The 19,620-nt window shown below is 72.8% G+C and carries 21 protein-coding genes; 3 read left to right on the top strand and 18 right to left on the bottom strand.

Annotated elements, in window-relative coordinates; genetic code table 11:
* Window positions 1-734 precede the first annotated feature (734 nt).
* Window positions 735-1,382, bottom strand: coding sequence for an RdgB/HAM1 family non-canonical purine NTP pyrophosphatase (gene rdgB, locus ABD284_RS23945; protein ID WP_344148049.1), 648 nt, complete (start codon window positions 1,380-1,382; stop codon window positions 735-737).
* Entirely contained in the window at window positions 1,379-2,056 is a 678-nt protein-coding gene (gene rph, locus ABD284_RS23950) for a ribonuclease PH (RefSeq protein WP_386699362.1), read from the bottom strand. Before rph ends, rdgB begins: the two co-directional genes overlap by 4 nt.
* Window positions 2,057-2,300: 244 nt before the next feature.
* Here rph and ABD284_RS23955 point away from each other — a divergent pair, with 244 nt between their 5' ends.
* Complete coding sequence (locus ABD284_RS23955; protein WP_344148055.1) at window positions 2,301-3,059, top strand: hypothetical protein; 759 nt, start codon at window positions 2,301-2,303, stop codon at window positions 3,057-3,059.
* Between the two features lie 45 nt (window positions 3,060-3,104).
* Here ABD284_RS23955 and ABD284_RS23960 read toward each other — a convergent pair whose 3' ends face one another.
* The 7 genes from ABD284_RS23960 to clpS form a co-directional block, all read right to left on the bottom strand.
* A complete protein-coding gene (locus ABD284_RS23960) occupies window positions 3,105-3,875 on the bottom strand; it encodes an MBL fold metallo-hydrolase (RefSeq protein ID WP_344148058.1) in 771 nt (256 codons plus the stop codon).
* A 225-nt stretch (window positions 3,876-4,100) separates the two neighbouring features.
* Window positions 4,101-4,910: a thioesterase family protein gene (locus ABD284_RS23965; RefSeq protein ID WP_344148061.1), complete on the bottom strand. Its 810-nt coding sequence runs from the start codon at window positions 4,908-4,910 to the stop codon at window positions 4,101-4,103.
* Between the two features lie 151 nt (window positions 4,911-5,061).
* Window positions 5,062-6,009: a PLP-dependent cysteine synthase family protein gene (locus tag ABD284_RS23970; protein ID WP_344148064.1), complete on the bottom strand. Its 948-nt coding sequence runs from the start codon at window positions 6,007-6,009 to the stop codon at window positions 5,062-5,064.
* A gap of 8 nt (window positions 6,010-6,017) precedes the next feature.
* Window positions 6,018-6,296 carry a MoaD/ThiS family protein gene (locus ABD284_RS23975; RefSeq protein ID WP_344148067.1) on the bottom strand — a complete coding sequence of 93 codons (279 nt, stop codon included), beginning with the start codon at window positions 6,294-6,296 and terminating at the stop codon, window positions 6,018-6,020.
* A gap of 213 nt (window positions 6,297-6,509) precedes the next feature.
* Complete coding sequence (locus tag ABD284_RS23980) at window positions 6,510-6,932, bottom strand: M67 family metallopeptidase (protein ID WP_344148070.1); 423 nt, start codon at window positions 6,930-6,932, stop codon at window positions 6,510-6,512.
* Between the two features lie 64 nt (window positions 6,933-6,996).
* A complete protein-coding gene (locus tag ABD284_RS23985) occupies window positions 6,997-7,566 on the bottom strand; it encodes a DUF2017 domain-containing protein (protein ID WP_344148073.1) in 570 nt (189 codons plus the stop codon).
* Between the two features lie 27 nt (window positions 7,567-7,593).
* Window positions 7,594-7,884, bottom strand: coding sequence for an ATP-dependent Clp protease adapter ClpS (clpS, locus tag ABD284_RS23990; protein ID WP_344148076.1), 291 nt, complete (start codon window positions 7,882-7,884; stop codon window positions 7,594-7,596).
* A 214-nt stretch (window positions 7,885-8,098) separates the two neighbouring features.
* Between clpS and ABD284_RS23995 the strand changes: the two genes are divergently transcribed.
* Window positions 8,099-9,409, top strand: coding sequence for a nicotinate phosphoribosyltransferase (locus tag ABD284_RS23995; RefSeq protein ID WP_344148079.1), 1,311 nt, complete (start codon window positions 8,099-8,101; stop codon window positions 9,407-9,409).
* A gap of 40 nt (window positions 9,410-9,449) precedes the next feature.
* Window positions 9,450-10,025 (top strand): isochorismatase family protein, encoded by a 576-nt coding sequence (locus ABD284_RS24000; RefSeq protein WP_344148082.1) that lies wholly within the window; start codon window positions 9,450-9,452, stop codon window positions 10,023-10,025.
* Window positions 10,026-10,113: 88 nt separating this feature from the next.
* Here the strand turns inward: ABD284_RS24000 and ABD284_RS24005 are convergent, their stop codons facing one another.
* The 9 genes from ABD284_RS24005 to ABD284_RS24045 all read right to left on the bottom strand — a co-directional run bounded on the left by ABD284_RS24005 (window position 10,114) and on the right by ABD284_RS24045 (window position 19,557).
* Window positions 10,114-10,899 (bottom strand): FkbM family methyltransferase, encoded by a 786-nt coding sequence (locus tag ABD284_RS24005; RefSeq protein WP_344148086.1) that lies wholly within the window; start codon window positions 10,897-10,899, stop codon window positions 10,114-10,116.
* A gap of 138 nt (window positions 10,900-11,037) precedes the next feature.
* Window positions 11,038-12,048 (bottom strand): tryptophan--tRNA ligase, encoded by a 1,011-nt coding sequence (locus ABD284_RS24010; RefSeq protein WP_344148089.1) that lies wholly within the window; start codon window positions 12,046-12,048, stop codon window positions 11,038-11,040.
* A gap of 87 nt (window positions 12,049-12,135) precedes the next feature.
* Window positions 12,136-13,986, bottom strand: a complete 1,851-nt coding sequence (locus tag ABD284_RS24015) for a serine/threonine-protein kinase (RefSeq protein WP_344148092.1) — start codon at window positions 13,984-13,986, stop codon at window positions 12,136-12,138.
* A 169-nt stretch (window positions 13,987-14,155) separates the two neighbouring features.
* Entirely contained in the window at window positions 14,156-15,184 is a 1,029-nt protein-coding gene (locus tag ABD284_RS24020) for a zinc metalloprotease (protein ID WP_344148094.1), read from the bottom strand.
* 104 nt (window positions 15,185-15,288) lie between these two features.
* Complete coding sequence (locus tag ABD284_RS24025) at window positions 15,289-17,022, bottom strand: DEAD/DEAH box helicase (RefSeq protein WP_344148096.1); 1,734 nt, start codon at window positions 17,020-17,022, stop codon at window positions 15,289-15,291.
* Between the two features lie 152 nt (window positions 17,023-17,174).
* Window positions 17,175-17,348 carry a hypothetical protein gene (locus tag ABD284_RS24030; RefSeq protein ID WP_344148099.1) on the bottom strand — a complete coding sequence of 58 codons (174 nt, stop codon included), beginning with the start codon at window positions 17,346-17,348 and terminating at the stop codon, window positions 17,175-17,177.
* A 6-nt stretch (window positions 17,349-17,354) separates the two neighbouring features.
* Window positions 17,355-18,155 (bottom strand): class E sortase, encoded by an 801-nt coding sequence (locus tag ABD284_RS24035; protein WP_344148102.1) that lies wholly within the window; start codon window positions 18,153-18,155, stop codon window positions 17,355-17,357.
* A gap of 514 nt (window positions 18,156-18,669) precedes the next feature.
* A complete protein-coding gene (locus ABD284_RS24040; protein ID WP_311544202.1) occupies window positions 18,670-18,915 on the bottom strand; it encodes a DUF3039 domain-containing protein in 246 nt (81 codons plus the stop codon).
* Window positions 18,916-18,969: 54 nt separating this feature from the next.
* Entirely contained in the window at window positions 18,970-19,557 is a 588-nt protein-coding gene (locus ABD284_RS24045; RefSeq protein WP_344148106.1) for a YqgE/AlgH family protein, read from the bottom strand.
* Window positions 19,558-19,620: the final 63 nt, after the last annotated feature.

The following is a 19,620-nucleotide window of genomic DNA, read 5'->3' on the forward strand; positions in this document are numbered from 1 at the left end:
ATGGCACAAAGAATAAACACGCGCTGTTGAGTTCTCAAGAAGCGACCGCTCATCCGGTACAAGCCCCGGCCCCGCAACCCTGCGGGCCCGCTCAGGCTCTTCCCAAGAGACGGAATCTCCCGGCGGATTTCCCACCGCACCCTCCGGAAAACGTGTCCCGGCGGCCGCGATTTCGCATCCGCGTTCTGTTGTGTCTCCACGTTAGCAGGGCTTTCGCGAACCCACCAAATCGGCGAATTCCAACTCGTCCCGCCAAACGCACGCCGACCGTTCACCCGGTCGGCATCTCCGCCTTCCGGACTGCGGCACCGCGAGCGGTGCCGAATCCGAACGAGTCCGCACGCTCAACCGCCGACATGTCGGCCGTTTTCTGTGGAGACTCCGGCAAGTACTGGGAGCGCGTCCGCCGTGCGTCCGCGCCGTCCGTATGTCGGACCGGGCCGACCGCCCATCCCGGGGGATGTCCGGTTCTCGGCTTCCTTGCTCTCTCCAGGATACTAGCTCGCGACAACCGCCGCGAACGCTTTTCCTGGAGACCGCGGACCCTGCCGGCACCGGATACCGGCTCCCGCCGGCCCCGAACCGCCGGACACACCGCGTCCGCGTCAGCTCTCCATCCTAACCACGCATCAGCCGCGGCGCCAAACCGGAACCGCCGCCGACCGGCCGGCGCCCGCTACACGATGACCCGGCCGGCCCGGCGACGTCGGATTCGCGCCGCGGCGGCGCCGCGGTCACAGCAGTTCGCCCAGCCGCACCGCGAGCCTGCGGAACGCGGTACCGCGGTGGCTCATGGAGTTCTTCTCCTCGGCGCTCATCTCGGCCGTGGTGCGGGTCTCGCCGTCCGGAACGAAGACCGGGTCGTAGCCGAAGCCGTTGGCCCCCCGGCGCTCGCCGACGATCCTCCCGCGCAGCACCCCCTCGACGACCTCCTCGACCTCCTCCTCGGGCCGGGGAGCGGTGCCCAGCGGGACGACGAGGGCCGCCGCCGCCACGAACTCCGCGCCGCGCCGGTCCTCGGGGGTGTCGGCGAGCTGGTCCAGGACGAGGTCGAGGTTGGCCTCGTCCTTGTCGCCCGAGCGCGAGCCGAAGCGCCCGGACCAGCGCGCCGACAGCACTCCGGGCATCCCGTTGAGCGCGTCGACGCGCAGCCCGGAGTCGTCGGCCACCGCCGGCAGGCCGGTGTGGGCGGCGATCGCGCGCGCCTTCAGCAGCGCGTTGCCGGCGAAGGTCGCCTCGGTCTCGGCGACCTCCGGCGCGTCCGGGTAGTCCGCGAGGCCGACCACGTCCGCGTCCAGTCCGGCTTCGCCCAGGATCGCCCGCATCTCCGGCAGCTTCTTGGCGTTGCGGGTGGCCAGCACCACCGTGATGCGGTCGCTCATCCCGCCAGGGCCTTCTTCTGGATCTCGGTCAGCTCGCCGCAGCCGGTCACGGCCAGGTCCAGCAGGCTGTCGAGCTTGGCACGGTCGAAGGGCGCGCCCTCCGCCGTCCCCTGCACCTCGACGAAGTCGCCGTCACCGGTGACCACGACGTTCATGTCGGTCTGGGCGACGGAGTCCTCCAGGTAGTTCAGGTCCAGGCGCGGCTGGTCCTGGATGACGCCGACGCTGATCGCCGAGACCGACCCCTTCAGCGGGTTGTTCTTCAGGTTGCGCTTCTTGCGCAGGTACTTGAAGGCGTCGGCCAGCGCGACGTAGGCCCCGGTGATCGCCGCGGTGCGGGTACCGCCGTCGGCCTGGAGCACGTCGCAGTCCAGCGTCACCGTGTGCTCGCCCATCGCCTTGAAGTCGACCACGGCGCGCAGGGAGCGCCCCACCAGCCGGGAGATCTCGTGGGTGCGGCCGCCGATCTTCCCTTTCACCGACTCGCGGGCGCCGCGGGTGTCGGTCGAGCGGGGCAGCATCGCGTACTCCGCGGTGACCCAGCCCTCTCCGGTACCGCGCCGCCAGCGCGGAACGCCGTCCTCGACACTGGCCGCGCAGAGCACGCGGGTGTCGCCGAATTCGATGAGCGCGGAGCCTTCCGCGTGCCGCAGCCAGTTGCGGGTGATCGTCACGGGGCGAAGTTGGTTCGGAGCGCGTCCGTCGGGTCGTGCCATGCGCGAAAGCTTATCTGCGTGTCCCGACGGACGCGCCGCTGCACCGGACACGGCAGGCGGGTGGGGCGGAGGTATCCCTTGGCTTACGGTCGCGCCGGCGCGCACCGGTGGACGTCCGGAAGGTGACACCATGGGAGGCGCCGACGCGGTCTCTGATCGCGGGCGGCCCGAGCACCGCTGGATGGTAGAAGGTCACCACGCGATGAGCATCGTTCCGAGAAGGGTGTACCGGGCGCGCTGGGCGGTCGGCGCGGCCGCCCTCGCGCTGGCCGCCACAGGCTGCGCGCCGGACTCCGACGCGTCCGCGGAGGAGTCGCCCTCGCCCAGCGGGTCCGCGTCCGCCCCGGGCTGGTCGGCCGTCGGAGGCGAGGCGGTGACCGGTCCCTCGCTTTCGCCCAGCGCCTCCCAGAGCGAGATCGACGAGCGCCGCGTCGACGCCCTTCCGCTCCCTGCGTCGTGCGAGGCCACCGGCATCGAGCAGGACGCCTCCCGCGTACTCGGGCAGCTGGAGAGCCCGGAGTTCACCGAGGTGCGCACGGACACCCGGCTGGAGTGCTCCTGGGCGGGGTTCGACCCCGACGAGGGCAGCGAGGTGGTCATGGTCACCTTCGCGCCCGAGAAGAGCCTGGTCGCCTACCCCGGCCACGTCCCGGTGAAGGCGCAGCGGCGCGACGACTTCTTCACCACCGGCGCGGTGGCCTCGATGGGCGGGATCGCCCAGTGGGACACCGGCGAGATGTTCTCCGGGGTGAAGCTGCATCTGCCGGGCATGCTGATCTCCACCACGAGCAACACGCCCCGGGTCGCGACCGGCGACCTGCTGCGCGCAGTCACCGCGACCGCCCAGGACCTCACCGGCGGCACCGCCCAGCAGGGCACCGCCGAGCCGGCTCCGCCGACGCCGGCACCCGAACCGACCGTGCAGGCCGACGCGGACTCCACCGCCGAGCCGCGGGACTGACTCCCCGGCGGCCGCCGACCGGTCGAAGCGGCGCGGCCCCGGCGCCTACACCGGGTTCAGGGCGGCCCTGCCTACCTCGTATACGGCGCCGGAACGTGCGACGTCGATGGGGCCGCCGAAGGTGCTGCGCGCCTCGGCGAGGGTGCAGTCGTCGTCGTTCCAGGGCACCAGGTGGGTCAGTACCAGCCGCCGGGCCGCCGCACGGCGCGCGTGCTCCCCCGCCTCGCTGCCGGTCAGGTGCATGTCCTTGGGATGTTCGCGGTGGTCGTGGAAGGAGGCCTCGCACAGGAAGAGGTCGGTCCCGGCGGCGAGCTCCACCAGCTCGTCGCAGGCGCCGGTGTCGCCGCTGTAGGCGAGGCTGGTGCCGCCGTGCTCCAGGCGGATGCCGAACGCGTCGACGGGATGGTTCACCCGGCCCAGGCGTGCGGTCATCGGCCCGATGGAGATCTCGCCGGGGGCGAGCTCGCGGAAGTCGAAGGTCTCGCGCATGCCCGGGTCGGGCTCCAGCCCGTAGGCCTCGGCCATGCGGTCGGCCACGCCGGGCGGCCCGTACACGGGGATGGGCGGCTTGGGCCCGCCGTGCGGATAGGTGCGGGCGACCCAATAGGAGCACAGGTCGAAGCAGTGGTCGGCGTGCAGGTGGCTGAGGTAGACGGCGTCGATCCGGTAGATGTCGACGTGGCGCTGCAGCACGCCGAGCGCCCCGTTGCCCATGTCCAGCAGGAGCCGGAACCCCTCGGCCTCCACCAGGTAGCAGGAAGCGGGGCTGGCCGGGCCGGGGAAGCTTCCCGACGAGCCGATGATGGTGAGTCGCACGGTGCATTGCCTTTTCGCTGGGGTGCCTCCGCGGAGACGCACACGTGAAGCCGGTGTATCGCGAGGTGGGCCCCTGCGTGTTCTCCGTGTTACGGGTCTACCCCAATGACCGCACCGGCGGTACCGAATGTGGTCCGAGTCTCACGCGTGTTGAATCACATGTGACGACTTCACACATCACAACGAGCGCCGTCCTCCCCGCCCACGGCCTCCTGCGGGAGCTCGTCAGCGTCCGCCCCGGGCGAGCTGGCGGCTCTGCGCGACGAGGGTTCCCTTCACGTCCCACACGTCGACGGTCTCGTCGAACCAGCCGTCGTTGACCGCGTCGGCGCGCGCCCGGAACGTCAGCGGACCCGGCTGGGGGACGCCGCGCATGTGCCAGGTCAGCTCGACCGTGGGCGCCCAGCGCCACGTGCCGAAGACGGTGACCACGGGCGGCAGCGCGTCGACGGCCAGCGGGAGGAACAGGGCGGGGTCGTCGGTACCGGGACCGCCGTCCTCCTCACTGAGGTGGACGTAGCCGGTGAGCTCGGGGACCGGGGGCTCCTCGCGGCCGCGCAGCCGCTGCCAGGACTCCTCGGTGTAGAACTGGGCGACGCGGTGGACGAAGGCGGGGGCGTTCCGCACGCCGGCGCGCGGGTCGTACCGGCGGCACTGCGACATCGGCGGAAGCTGCGGCGCCGCCGCGGCGTAGTCGGGGACCGACCCGTCAGCGACCTCCGACGTGGCGATGGTTCCGGTCACGCACGCCTTGCCCTCCTGGCGCAGGGTGACGCGGACGGTGGCGACGGTGCGCCCGGCCTTGAGGACCTCCACGTCCACCTCGGCGCTGCCGGCTGCGGCGGGGCGCATGAAGTGGAACGACGACGAGACGGCGTGGGGGTGCGGGGAGGCGTCCAGCGCCGCGCGCTGCAGCACGGCCATCAGGTAGCCGCCGTTCATCGCCTTGCCGATGAGGTAGCCGGGATCGAGCTCGGCGGTGTAGCGGCCCTCGGATGCGGCGGACACGGCGGTGGCGGAATCGAATCGCGTCATGGTGACATTGAACCGAACGGCGTCGCCGGTGAGGACACCCGCCCCTGCTCGCGGCCGGTCCCGACCGGTTCGGGTGCGGTACGGGTGCGGGCTCCCGGCGGCCGGCCGGAAGCCCGCCCGCTCGTCCGAACGCGGTGGTGCGCTCCGTGCGCTATGCCCAGAGCTGGCCCTCGATGCGCTCCTCGGCCTGCTCCAGCGTGCCCTCGTAGGCGCCGGTGGACAGGTACTTCCATCCCGCGTCGGCGATCACGAACGCGATGTCGGCCTCCTCGCCGGCCTTGGCGGCCTTGGCGGCCATACCCATCGCCGCGTGCAGGGCGCCGCCCGTGGAGATGCCGGCGAAGATGCCCTCGTTCTCCAGCAGCTCGCGGGTGCGCTTCAACGCGGCGTCGGAGGGCACCGAGAAGCGCGTGGTCAGCACGGACTCGTCGTAGAGTTCGGGGACGAACCCTTCGTCGAGGTTGCGCAGCCCGTAGACCAGCTCGCCGTAGCGGGGTTCGGCGGCCACGATCTTGACGCCGGGCCGCTGCTCGCGCAGGTAGCGGCCGACGCCCATGAGCGTACCCGTGGTGCCCAGTCCGGCCACGAAGTGCGTGACCTCCGGCAGGTCGGCCAGCAGCTCGGGCCCGGTGGTCTCGTAGTGGGCGCGGGCGTTGGCCGGGTTCCCGTACTGGTAGAGCATCACCCAGTCGGGGTGCTCGGCCGCCATCCCCTTGGCCACCCGCACGGCCTCGTTGGAGCCGCCCTGGGCCGGGGAGTAGTGGATCTCGGCGCCCCACATCGCCAGCAGCTGGCGCCGCTCGGCCGAGGTGTTCTCGGGCATCACGCAGACCATGCGGTAGCCGCGCAGCTTGGCCGCCATGGCCAGGGAGATCCCCGTGTTGCCGGAGGTCGGCTCCAGGATGGTGCAGCCGGGGGAGAGCAGTCCGTCCTTCTCGGCCTGCTCGATCATGTAGAACGCGGCCCGGTCCTTGATCGAGCCGGTGGGGTTGCGGTCCTCCAGCTTGGCCCACAGCCGCACACCCGGCGCCGGCGAAAGCCGGGGCAGCCCCACAAGCGGGGTGCCGCCCACGGAGTCCAGCAGGGAGTCGAATCGCATGGCGGCGGTCAGCGCATGCCGCCCGCGACCGCGGGCAGGATCGTCACGGTGTCGCCGTCGGCGACCGGGGACTCCAGCCCGCCCAGGAAGCGGACGTCCTCGTCGTTGAGGTAGACGTTGATGAACCGGCGCAGCTTGCCGTCTTCGACGAGGCGCTCCTGCAGGCCGGGGTGGCGCTTGTCGAGGTCGGTGATGAGCTCGCCGAGGGAGGAGCCCTCGCCCTCGACCGCCTTCGCGTCGCCGGTCAGGTTGCGCAGGATGGTGGGGATGCGGACCTCGATGGCCATGAGAGTTCTCCGTAGCGTGTGGACGTCTGCGTCTGTGTGGTGTCGCGGGGGTTCGGACGCCGGCCGCGCCCGCCCGCGGGGACCGCGCGCGGGCACGCACTCCTCCGCCTTGGTTTCCAACAGGCGGGGCTCACCCCTGATTCCGTGCCGCGGCCGCCGTGGGGGACTCGCCGGGCGAAGGAGCCGGCCGGTGCCCCCGTGCGCGCCGCCGCTCTACCGGGCCGGCTCGCCCTCGGCGACCTCGACCGGCTCCTCGGTCACCACCCCGTCGACGATGCGGTATGAGCGGAACTCCTCGGTCTCGGTGTCGCGCGTGGAGACCAGCACGTAGTGGGCGTTGGGCTCGGACGCGTAGGAGATGTCGGTGCGCGAGGGATAGGCCTCGGTGGCGGTGTGGGAGTGATAGATGACCACGGGCTCCTCGTCGCGGTCGTCCATCTCCCGCCACACCTTGAGCTGCTCCTTGGAGTCGAACCGGTAGAACGTCGGGGAGCGTTCGGCGTTGGCCATCTCGATGAACCGCTCGGGCCGGTCGGAGCCCTCCGGGCCGGCGACGACGCCGCACGCCTCGTCGGGGTGGTCGCGGCGCGCATGGGCGACGATCCGCTCGTAGATCGCGCGGTTGATCCTCAGCATGGGGCTCAGCCTAACCGAGGAAATTTCCATACCCACCCACTGGGTATGGCTTGTCGCCCGCCGTTCACTCCCCCTCGCGCCGCACGTCGAACAGCGCCTCGACCAGGCTCTCCTGCAGCATCCCCAGCCAGTCGTACAGGTGCAGCGCGGCGGCCTGCGACTCGGGAACCACGTCCTCGCCGCGCAGGTAGGCGTCGTGGGCCTCCTCGTCGATGCCCAGCCTGGTGCCCAGGGCCAGCCGGACGTCGTTCAACGACTTCAGCCAGGCGTGGGCGCCTCCGGAGTCCAGCTCGACGCGCCCGCCGCCGCCCGCGGGCAGCTCCTCGATGAGCGACCGGGCGTTCGCGCGCTTGTTCAGGCGCAGCCCGTCCTCGGTGTAGCGCCGGAAGTCGGCGGAGGACGAGGGGTCGGCGTCGTCGCCGCTGTAGGCGTCGGGGAACAGCCGCGCCAGCACCGGGTCATCGGGTTTCTCGGTGTTGGCGCCGATGCCGACGATCCGCTCGAACTCGTCCTTCTCCGGCGGTTCCTCGACCAGCTCCAGGACGAGCCCGGCCATGGCCCGCAGGATCTCGGTCTCCTCGGCGTCGAGGTCGACGGCCACACCGCCGCCCGCGGCGCGGAAGCCTCGTGTCATGTGGCGGTCCCTCCCGTGGCCCACCGGCTACTTGTCCTGCTGCAGTGTGGCCCACAGGCCGTACTCGTGCAGGGTGGCGACGTCGCGCTCCATCTCCTCGCGGCTGCCGCTGGAGACCACGGCCCGCCCCTTGTAGTGCACGTCCAGCATCAGCTTGTGCGCCTTGCTCTTGGGGTAGCCGAAGACGGTCTGGAAGACGTAGGTGACATAGGACATCAGGTTCACCGGGTCGTTCCACACGATCGTCACCCACGGGAGGTCCGGAGCCGTTTGCTCCTCGGTCTCCGGGCGCTCCAGCTCGACCGGTGCCGTACTCATGGATGGTTCTCCTGCCTCGACTCCGCCGCTGCCGGCCGCCTGCGGGGCCGCCCCGCAGCAGGGCGCTCCCCCGCTCTGCTGCAACGTACGGGCGGCGCCGGCGGTTTCCGGCCCCTGCCTCTATGGTGCCACTGTTGGAGGGCGGATCTCGTGGGCAGTGTCATAGCAGGCGACCTATTTTGATACCGATAGTCACAAACTAGGCTGGTCCGCTATGACCGACGATGCGAGCAGCGCGCTCCTCACCGACAGGTACGAGCTGACGATGCTGCAAGGCGCCCTGCACAGCGGGGCCGCGAACCGGCGGACGGTGTTCGAGATGTTCGCCCGTCGACTGCCCGAGAACCGCGGCTACGGTGTCGTGGCCGGCACCGGGCGCTTCCTCGACGCCCTGGAGCGCTTCCGGTTCGACTCCGCGGCGCTGGACTACCTCGCCGACGCGGGCGGACTGGACGACACCACGCTCTCCTGGCTCGCCGACTACCGCTTCTCCGGCGACGTCTGGGGCTACGGCGAGGGCGAGTGCTACTTCCCGGGCTCGCCGATCCTGGTGGTCGAGGGCACGTTCGCCGAGTCGGTGCTGCTGGAGACCGTGGCGCTGTCGATCTTCAACCACGACAGCGCCATCGCCTCGGCGGCCTCGCGCATGTCCCTGGCGGCCGGCGGCCGGCCCATGATCGAGATGGGCTCGCGCCGCACCCACGAGATGTCGGCGGTGGCGGCCGCGCGCGCCGCCTACCTGACGGGGTTCTCCTCGACCTCCAACCTGGAGGCGGGCCGCCGCTTCGGCGTCCCCACAGCGGGCACCAGCGCGCACTCCTTCGTGCTGGTGCACGACACCGAGCGCGAGGCGTTCGAGGCCCAGCTGCGCGCCCTCGGCGGCGACACCACGCTGCTGGTCGACACCTACGACGTGGAGGAGGCGGTGCGCACCGCCGTCGAGCTGGGCGGGTCCGGCCTGGGCGGGGTGCGCGTGGACTCCGGCGACCTCAGCAGTGCCGCGTTCCGGGTGCGCCGGCAGCTGGACGAGCTGGGCGCGCCGAAGAGCCGCGTCATCGTCACCGGCGACCTCGACGAGCACGCCATCCAGGCGCTGGCCGTGGCGCCGGTCGACGGCTACGGCGTCGGCACCGCGCTGGTCACCGGCTCCGGGGCGCCCACGGCGTCCCTGGTCTACAAGCTCGTGGCCCGCTCCGCCCACGGCACCGACGAGCTGGAGCCGGTCGCCAAGCGGTCGGTCGGCAAGCCCAGCAAGGGCGGGCGCAAGTGGGCGTCGCGCCGCCTGGACGCCTCGGGTGCGGCCGCCGCCGAGTTCGTGCACGAGAAGGAGCCGCAGGAGGAGCCGCGGCTGCGCCCGCTGCTGCGGCGGCTGGTCGCGGGCGGCGAGGTCGTGGGGCGCGAACCGATCGACGAGGCGCGCGAGCGCCACTCCCGCTCCATCGCCGAGCTGCCCGAGACGGTTCACCGCATGCACCGGGCCGAACCCGTCATCCCGACCCGGTTCGAGCAGCCCGACCTGGCCTGAGCCCGGTGATCCGCCGGGCGGAAAGAGAACGGAGACCGACATGCGGGCATTGATCGTCGTCGACGTGCAGAACGACTTCTGCGAGGGCGGCAGTCTGGCCGTGTCCGGCGGCGCCTCGGTCGCGGCCGCCGTGTCGCGCCACATCACCGAGCACCGCGGCGAGTACGCGGGGATCGCCGCCACCCGCGACCACCACATCGATCCCGGCCCCCACTTCTCCGACGACCCCGACTTCGTCGACAGCTGGCCGCCGCACTGCGTGGCCGGCACCCCCGGCGCCGAGTTCCACCCGCAATTCGCGGCCGGCGAGGCCGACGCCGTGTTCCGCAAGGGGCAGTACAGCTCGGGCTACAGCGGATTCGAGGGGGAGGCCGAGGACGGGCGGCGCCTGGAGGCGTGGCTGCGCGACCGCGGCGCCACCGCCGTCGACGTGGTGGGCATCGCCACCGACCACTGCGTGCGGGCGACCGCGCTGGACGCGGCCCGCTCCGGGTTCGACACCCGCGTGCTGCTCGGGCTGACCGCGGGCGTCTCGCGCGCGGGAACCGATGCCGCCCGGGCCCGGATGGCCGAGCACGGTGTGCGTCTGGAGGGCGAGCCCGTGGTGGCGGCCTGACGTATGCATGCGGGTTCGCGGGCGGGCCCGCGGGCGAGCGGCGCGTCCCCGGCGCCGCCGGGACGGTGCGGTGTGCCCGGACCCGGACTCAGTGCCGCGGCTCGGCGGTGAACAGGTAGTTGCGGTGGCCCTCGCGCACGCGGTCGGCCGCCCGCCAGGCGCCCGCGACCCGCACGCGCATGCGGTAGCCCAGGCCGGTCAGGCGATCGACGATGTCGCTCGCGCGCGCACCGTACTTCGCCAAATGGCGGTCCTCGATCTCCAGCAGCAGCGCCGGGCGGTGGTCGCGCAGCGTCCGCCGCCCCCCGTCGAGCACCCTCAGCTCCGCGCCCTCGACGTCGGCCTTGACGAAGTCGACCCGGTCGAGCCCGGCCTGCGCGACCAGGGTGTCCAGTGTCGTGATGCGCGTGGCGACCGTGCGCTCGCCGCCGAACTCGGCGTTGGGGCCCACGCCCTCGGCACCGGTGGTCAAGAACGCGCGGCCGTGCACGGGCAGGCCGCGGCGCAGCGGCAGGCTCAGTGTGCCCGCCCCCTCGCCGGATCCCACGGCACCGCGGACGACGCGTACGTGCTCCGCCCCGAGTGCGCGCACCACCGCGCGCAGGAACGCGGCGGGGCCGGGCAGCGGCTCGACGGCGAGGACCCGGCCGCCGGGACCGGCGAGATCGGCCAGCGCGCACGTGTAGAGCCCGTACTCCGCGCCGATGTCCAGGCACACGTCGCCGGGGCGGACGATCTCGGCGAGCCCGGCCACCTCGCGCTCGATGAAGAACGCGTGCGGAGCCAGGCCGCGCAGCGCGGCGCCCACCGCCCGCACCGCCGGTCGGCCGGACGGGGCTTGGGAGCGGGGCGTGCGGGGTGCGTCAGCGTCCATGGCTCCTCACCGCAACGGGGTCGTCTCCACGCCCGCCGCGCGGGCGGGCGGGGGCCATGCTAGTGCGGCCCCTGCCCGTCCGGGCGGGCAGGCGGTCCCGGCAGGCAGAGCCGCCCGGATCCGGGCGGCGGCGGATCGCTAGTCGATGCCGATCGCCCGGCGGACCTTGGCCATGGTGGCGGCGGCGCGGCCGCGGGCACGCGCGGCTCCGGCCTCCAGGATGTCGTCGAGCTCGCTCCCGGGCGCCACGAGCTGCTCGTAGCGTTCGCGCATCGGGCCGAACCGGTCGTTGATCGTGTCGAACAGCTCGTTCTTCAGCTCGCCCCAGCCCATGCCGCCGGCTTCCAGGCGCTTGCGGACGCCGTCGGTGCGCTCTGCGTCGGCGAAGTAGGCCAGCAGCTGGAACGGGACGGAGGAGTCGGGGTCCTTGGGCTCCGCGACGGGCGTGGAGTCGGTGGGGATGCGGCGCACGAGCTTCTTGAGCCTGTTCTCCGCCATGAACAGCGGAATGTGGTTGTCGTAGGACTTGCTCATCTTGCGGCCGTCGACACCGGGAAGGACGCTGCCCTCGCCCTGGGGATAGGCGCCCTCGGGGACGGGGAAGCTGTAGGCGTCGCCGTAGAGGTGGTTGAAGGCGCGGGCGATGTCGGCGGTGTACTCGATGTGCTGGGCCTGGTCGCGGCCGACGGGGACGACGTCGGCCTCCATGAGGAGGATGTCGGCCGCCATGAGGATGGGGTAGTTGAACAGCCCCATGTTGATCCCGGCGTCGAGCTCGGTGCTGCCCGCGGCCTCGTTGCGGTCGCGCGCGGCCTTGTAGGCGTGCGCCCGGTTCATCAGGCCCTTTGCGGTGACGCTGGCCAGGACGGTGGCGAGCTCGAAGACCTCGGGAACGCCGGACTGGCGGTAGAGCACGGTGCGCTCGGGGTCGAGCCCGCAGGCGAGCCAGGTGGCGGCGACCGACCGGACGTCCTCGCGCAGTCGCGCCGGCTCCTTGACGGAGTTCAGCGAGTGGTAGTCGGCGAGGAAGTACAGGGTGTCGTTGGACTCGGCGGCGGCCAGCGCGGGCTGGATCGCGCCGTAGTAGTTGCCGAGGTGGGGCATTCCGGAGGTCTGGATGCCCGTCAGGTAGGTCTTGGTCGCTGCCATGACGCCGAGTTTATCGGCGCGCGGGGCGGCCCCGGGCGCCGGTGCGGGGACTGGGGACGGGCGGCGGGCGGCCTACGCCGCGGCCGCTCACCCGCCGGTCTCGGCCTGCGCCAGCATGTCGTCCAGCTCCGGGACGCCGATGTTGTCGACCACCAGGATCCCGGAGTCGGGCAGCAGCCACAGGCGCTGGGCGTAGGTGAGGTCGATCCTGCCGGTGCCGCTGTTCACGCACGGCACCGCGAACTCGTTGTAGTAGGCCTCCAGGTCGCCGATCGGGGCGGTCTCGACGTCGTCGCTGGGACCGCTCTCGGCCTCGTTCCGGTTGAAGGGCCGGGTTGCGACGCCCTCGGGGCAGAGGGAGACGTCGGTGCTGGGGATGTAGTAGGTCCGCTCGTCGACGGGGGCCAGACCGGGGCCGCCCCGCTCGATCGCCTCGGGGCCCAGGATCTTGATGTGCTCGCACCCCTCGGCGCTGACGGTCGTCCACGTCAGGTCGGTTTCGCACGAGCCGCCGCCCGGGAAGACCGCCACCCACTCCGCCGGGATCGGGCCGTCGTCGCCGAGGTAGGCGAAGTCGTCCTGGACCCGCTGCACGTTCCAGTCCTCGGGAAAGCCCACCGTCATGGTCCGAAAGTCCACGGTCTGCGGGTAGGCGGCGCGGGTCGGCGACGGTGAAGGAGGAGGCGCGGGCTCGGGGTCGCCGGCCACGGCCCGCCCCGCCACCCAGCCGCCGGCGATCACCGCCGCGCTGGTCGCGGCGGCGACCGCCGCCGCCACGCCCTTGCTCATCCCGAGCACGGTGCCCGCTCCGGCTCCGGCACCTGCGGCGCCGGTCCCCGCCGCGCCGGCTCCGGCCGTTCCCGCGGCGGCACCGGTTCCGCCGGCGGCCGCGCCCGCTGCCGCTCCCCCGGCCGCCACCGCGCCGCCGCCGGCCGCCGCCGAGGCCGAGAGCACCGCGGCCGCCGCGACCCACGGCCCTGCGCCGCGCCCGGCGGCGCCGAAGCCCTGCCAGGCCGAACCCAGCAGGTTCCGCAGCCCTCCGCGGCGGTCGGCGCCGGGTTCGGCCGCTCCGGACAGCAGCAGGACCTCATCCAGCACCTCGGCCGCCGTCGGCCGCTGCTGCGGATCGGGGGCCAGCGCGCGTCGCACCAAGGGCGCCAGGTCCTCGGGCACGCCGTCGAGGTCGGCGGCGCCCTCACGGGCGCGCCGCAGCAGCGTCCCCGCATCGCCGGTGCCGAACGGGCCGCGGCCGGTCGCTGCGTAGGCGACGAGGGCTCCCCAGGCGAAGGTGTCGGCCGCCGGGGACGCCGCCCGGCCCAGGCGCTCGGGCGCCACCCACCCCGGTGTGCCGTAGACGCCCTCCTCCGGCGTCGTGTCGTCCAGCGAGCGGGCGATACCGAAGTCGATGACGCGGGGGCCGCCGGGTCCGAGGATGATGTTGGCGGGCTTGACGTCGCGGTGCACGATCCCCGCGGCGTGCACGGCGGACAGCGCCTCGGCGGTGCCGGCCGCGAAGGCCCGCAGCGCTTCGCCGGTGAGCGGGCCGTACTCGGCGGTGTGCCGCCGCAGGGTGTCGCCCTGCACGAACTCGGTGGCCAGCCAGGGCCGCGGCGCAGCGGTGTCGGCACCCAGGAACTCGGGGGCGCACTCGGCGTCGACGCGGCTGAGCAGCTCGGCCTCACGGGCGAAGGTCGCGCGGTAGGCGGGCTCGGCGGTGTAGCGGGGGTGGATGACCTTCACCGCGATACGGCGCCCGCCGGCGTCGAGTGCCCCGTAGACCGCGCCCATCCCGCCTGCGCCGATCCGGCCCACCAGCCGGAACGGTCCGACCGAGACCGGGTCCTCCGGCTCCAGCGGCGAGAACCCCGCGGGCAGCGGAGGCGCGCCGCCGGCCTCGTGGGGGCCGGGACCCGGGGGCGGGGGCGGGCTCTGTGCCATGGCGGTTCGCTGTCGTGGTCGCGGGGGCGGGCTGCGCTGGGGTGGTCCGACTATGGCATACCCCGATCCGGCCCGAATGCGCGGTTTTTGACCGGTACCGGCCTCCCGTGCCGGGGCGGTGCCGGCGGCGGGCGGCGGGTCGCCGCGCCGCCCGCCGCCGGGCCGCGGCTCAGTGCCGCAGCAGCGGAACGGCCGGGGCCCGCGACTCCCGGGCCCCCTGCGCCTGCTCGCCGCGGAAGGCCGTCCAGTGGTCGGCCATGCGCCGGGCCTGGCCAGCGGTGAAGCTGTCCATGCAGGCGTCGTCGCTGTAGTCCATGAAGTTGGTCACGGGGTCGTCGCCCCGGCGGTCCGGGCAGGTGTCGCGGCCTTCGGGGCAGCCCGACGCCTGCTCCGCCTCGTAGGGGGTGTCGTCGACGTAGTCGCCCGGGTCGGTGCACCCGTTCTGGAAGGTGTGGAACAGGCCGAGCCAGTGGCCGGTCTCGTGGACGGCGGTGTAGCCGCGGTCGAAGTCCTGCTGCGACCCACCGGGGACGGTGCGGTAGCTCATCACGACACCGTCGTTGCCGGGGTCGGAGGAGTACTCCTGCGGGAAGGCGGCCTGACCCAGCACCCCCTCGCCCAGGTCGGTGATGTAGAGGTTGAGGGTCTCGGCCCCGCCCTGGCGCAGGCGGTCCTTGATCTCCTCCTCGTGCTCGGCGAAGTCGGAGAACCACGCATTGTTCGCGGTGCGGGTGGTCTCGGCCAGGTCGAAGCCGAACCCGGTGTCGGCGCCGGCCAGGCCGCCGCCGAACGCCTCGTCCAGCACCGCGATCTGCTCCCGGACGGTGCCGTTCGAGACGTTGCCGGTACCGTCCTCGGCGTGCACGATGTGCACCGCCACCGGCACCGTGACGTCGATCTGCTGAGCCGCGCCGGGCCCCTGCTGGTCGCGCAGCTCCTCGCGCAGCTCGCGGTCGTAGGCGGCGGCCTCTTCCGAGGTGAGGTGGCCCTCGTGGTCGCGGCGCAGCCCGTCCCGCTGTTGCGTGCCCGATTCGGGGCAGTCGTCGAGGCGTGCGGCGGTGCCGGCCTGCGCGGCCGGAGCGGCGAGTGCCCCGCCCGCCAGCGCGCCGGCGCTGATCAGCAGGGCGCCGCACAGGCGCGCCGCAGTGCCCGCTTTGCCGCTGATGGCATTACCCAGGGTCTTTCCACCGTCGTCCATGAACACGGACGGTAGTCACCGGATAGCGGTGCATCTCTGGCGGCATGCCCAACTTGCGAAGTGTTTGCCCGTTCTTGCTCGGCAGCCGCCCCGGGGCGACCCGGCTACCGCTGCCCCGTCGCCCACGCGCGGATCCGGGCGATGCGCGTACGGATCTGATCCGCGCTGGCCTGGGCGATCGGCGGGCCGCCGCAGACCCGGCGCAGCTCACTGTGGATGACGCCGTGCGGCTGGCCGGTGCGGTGGTGCCAGGCCCCGACGAGCCCGTTCAGCTCCTTGCGCAGATCGGCGATGACCTCGTGGGCCGGCGGCCCGGAGTCCTCGTCCGTGGTGTCCTTGGCGCCCTTGGCCTTGCGCTCGTTGGCCTTCTGGTCCGCCTTGCGCTTGCGCAGCAGCTGGCTGACCTGATCGGGTTCCAGGAGGCCGGGCAGCCCCAGGAAGTCCTCCTCCTCAGGCGAGTCGGGAGCCCCGCCGCCGAACTCCGAGCCGTCGTAGAGCGCCCGGTCGAACTCGGCCGAGGCCTCCATGGTCTCGAAGGGGAGCTCCTCGCCCGCGTCGGGCGTGTCCCGCTTCTTGCGGGCCTCGTCGACCATGTCCTGCTCGGGGTCGAAGTCGTCCTCGCGGATCGGGCGGTCGAGCGCGTGGTCCCGCTCGCGCTCCATCTCGCCCGCGTACTCCAGCAGGGTCGGCACCGAGGGCAGGAACACCGAGGCCAGCTCGCCGCGTCTGCGCACGCGCACGAAGCGGCCCACCACCTGGGCGAAGAACAGCGCGGTGCTGGTGGTCGTCGCGTAGACCCCCACCATCAGGCGCGGCACGTCCACGCCCTCGGAGACCATGCGGACCGCGACCATCCACCGCTCGTCGGAATCGGCGAAGCGCTTGATCTTCTTGCTGGCCGTGGGGTCGTCGGACAGCACCACCGTGGCGCCGCGCCCGGTGATTTGGCGCAGGATGCGGGCGTAGGCGCGCGCGTTCTCGTGGTCGGTGGCCACGACGAGGCCGCCGGCGTCGGGGTGGCTGTTGCGGACCTCGGTGAGCCTGCGGTCGGCGGCGGCGAGCACCTTCTTGATCCAGTCGCCCTTGGGGTCGAGCGCCGCCCGCCACGCCTGGGCCAGCGCGTCCTGGGTGAGCGGCTCGCCCAGGCGCGCGGCGAGCTCGTCGCCGGCCGTGGTGCGCCAGCGCATCTCGCCGGAGTAGGCCATGAACATGACCGGCCGCACGACCCCGTCGGCCAGCGCCGGCGCGTAGCCGTAGCTGTAGTCCCAGGCGCAGCGCCGCACACCGTTGTGGTCCTGCACGTAGTCGACGAACGGGATCGGGTTGACGTCGGAGCGGAAGGGCGTGCCTGTCAGCGACAACCGCCGCGCCGCGGGGTCGAACGACTCGCGCACCGCCTCGCCCCAGGAGAGCGCGTCGCCGGCGTGGTGGACCTCGTCGAAGATCACCAGGGTGCGGCGGGCCTCGGTGCGGTTGCGGTGCAGCATGGGGTGCGCCGCGACCTGCGCGTAGGTGACGGCGGCCCCGAGGTACTGCTTGCCCAGCGCGCCCTGGCCGTTCTTGAAGTCCGGGTCGATCGGGATGTTGAAGGCGGCCGCGGCCTCGGCCCACTGCTTCTTCAGGTGTTCGGTGGGGCAGACGATCGTGATGGCGCGGACGGCATGGCGGGACAGCAGCTCGGCGGCGAGGGTCAGCGCGAACGTGGTCTTGCCGGCGCCGGGCGTGGCGACCGCCAGGAAGTCCCGGGGGTCCCGGCGGAAGTACTCTTCGAACGCCTCGCGCTGCCACTGCCGCAGACCGCTCAGCCGATCCTCGGTGTTGGTGTCGACAAGCGTCATCGTGCGATTCCCCAGATGCTCACGGGGACGAGGGTATCCCGCTGGGCCGGGGCGCATGGCGCCCGCCGTCCGGTGCGTTCGTCACGTCGCGCCCGCGCGGTGGGCCGCGCGCGGCCGGGCGCCCTCTCGCGCACCGGCCGCGCCGCCGCAGCTCAGCCGCCGCTGGTTGTGGTCTCCACGGCGCCGTCGTTGAAGGGCATGTAGGGGTCGATCGCCGGGAAGACGTAGAGCCACAGCCCCGCCGCGACGCCCGCCGCCAGCGCCAGCGCCAGCAGCAGCCGCACGGGCCAGGGCCCGGGGAGGATGCGCCAGATCAGTCCGTACATCGGCGCTCAGGCCCCCTCTCCCCGGTCCTGCGGCGCCATGTCGGCGATGTTGTCGGGCATGCCGTCCTCCTTGGGACGGGTGTCGGTCAGCTCCGCGTGGATGACCAGCCGGTGGGTGTTGTTCAGCTTGGGCGCGCACGTGGTCAGCGTCAGCAGGGAGCGCTGCGGGTCGTCGTTGTTCTCCGCGTCGAACGGGTCGGGGTCGACCACCTCGACCTGGTCGGGGGTGACGGTGGTCTCCTCGATCACCTCGTAGGTGTAGAAGCTGTCGGCGTCCTCGACCACGATCTCGTCGCCGCCCTCCAGCTGGTCGAGGTCCCAGAAGATGCCCGGGGTGCGGTGGCCGGCCACGGCGTAGTTGCCCTTCTCGCCGGCCGCGGTGGCGTCGCCGCCGGTGACGTCGTCGTCGGTGTAGTGGCCGGGGCTGTAGCGGATGTCCTCCGGGGAGACCCCGTTGACCACGACCCACTTCAGATCCAGGTCGGGGATGTAGAGCCGGCTGTTGGCGGCGCCGGGCATGGCTCCGGCGTCGGGGCCCTTCTCCTCCTGCTGGGCCCAGCTCTCCTCCAGCCCCTGGGCGAGCTGCTGCTGCTCCTGGTCGGTCTGCATCTGCTTGCCGTAGACCTCGTAGGCGGCGAAGAACAGCATCAGCACCCCGGCGGTGAACAGCAGTTCGCCTAGGGTGCGCACGGCCCCGCGGGCGAGGTCGCCGCCGGTGCGCCGCCGTGCCGGCGGCTTCCTGCGGCGCCCGCGGGCGCGGCCCCGGCGCCCGGCGCGGGGGGCGTCCAGTTCACTCGTGGAGACCATGTGACCTACCGTCGGTTGCCGCCGCCCCGGCCGCCCGGGCGCGGTGAGGGACGCGTGCCGCTGTGCATCGGGGCGGCTGTGCTCGGTGTTGGAGTCGGGAAGACGTCAGAGGGCGTCGCGGGGACGCGGGGAGAGCCAAGGCGCATTCCGGACGTACTTCCCCGTTGGTCCGAATGCGGCGATTGGTCCACAGAGGAGGGTACCGCGCCGCCGACTCGCGTACAGCGCACATCGCCGAATCCGCGGGCGATCGCGGTGGATCGGGGGAGGCGCAGGCTCGGCGCCGCACGCCGGGGCCCCGCCTATACGCGGCGCGAGCAGGGCGCTCCGCCGATGCGCCGCGTGTCCGCATCCGGACACGACGCAGTCGGCGCCGCTCGCGCGGCGACCTGAGGAGCAGACCCCGCTCGCGGCGGAAGGCGGCCTGCGGGGCCCGCCCGGCGGCGGGCCCGCGGCGCGACGGCCCGCGCGGGATCGCGGGTCCGCGTTCGCGCCCGGAGGGCGCACCGCGGACTCAGCCCTTCATCATCTCCTCGTAGATCTCCTTGCACTCGGGGCAGACCGGGAACCTCTTGGGGTCGCGGTTGGGCACCCACACCTTGCCGCACAGCGCGATCACCGGGCTGCCCGTGACAGCGCTCTCGGTGATCTTGTCCTTCTGCACGTAGTGCGCGAACCGCTCGCGATCACCGTCGTCGTGCGAAACGTCCGGCCGGGTCTCGCTCTCCGGAAGCACCTTGTTGACAACGTCCATTGCCATCGGGCCCTCACACCTCCTCCATGCTCGTTCCACGGTATCCGGCGGAGCCGGCGCTCAGTTCAGTGTCGGGTCGTCCGGATAGGTCGATACCAAGGCGAGATCCCCGCCCTGGCGGCGCAGCACCCGCGGCCACAGTGACGAGGGGTCGGCGGAGAAGACGTCGTCGGTCACGGCCGGGACCACGTACCAGGCGCCCTCGTCGATCTCATCGGCGAGCTGGCCCGCTCCCCACCCCGCGTACCCGGCGAAGACCCGGAAGCGGCCGAGCGCGCTGCCGAGGATCTCCGGCGGGGTGTCGAGGTCGACGACGCCCAGCCCGTCGACCCGCGAGCCCTCGTGCGGCGTGCCCTCCAGCGGGCGCCACCCCAGCGGAGCGTCGTCGCCGCCGGGCGTGCCCAGCGCCAGCCCGGCGCCCGTGCCCACCGGACCGCCGGAGAACATCACCGCCGGCTCCGTGGCGAACCCGCTCCAGTCCACCAGCACCTCACCCACCGCCAGCTCCAGGGGGCGGTTGACGATCACGCCGAGCGTGCCCTCGGCGGGTTCGTCGTCGACCACGAACACCACCGCCCGCCGGAAGTTGGGGTCCTCCAGCAAGGGGGTCGCCACGAGGAGGCTCCCGGTCAGAGTCGGCTCGTCCATGCTCCACGTGTACCCGCATCGCCGGGCGGAATCCAGTGCCGCCGGGCCGGGTGGGGACCGGGC

This window comes from Streptomonospora arabica, assembly GCF_039531585.1.
In the GTDB taxonomy this organism is placed as follows: Bacteria; Actinomycetota; Actinomycetes; order Streptosporangiales; family Streptosporangiaceae; genus Streptomonospora; species Streptomonospora halophila.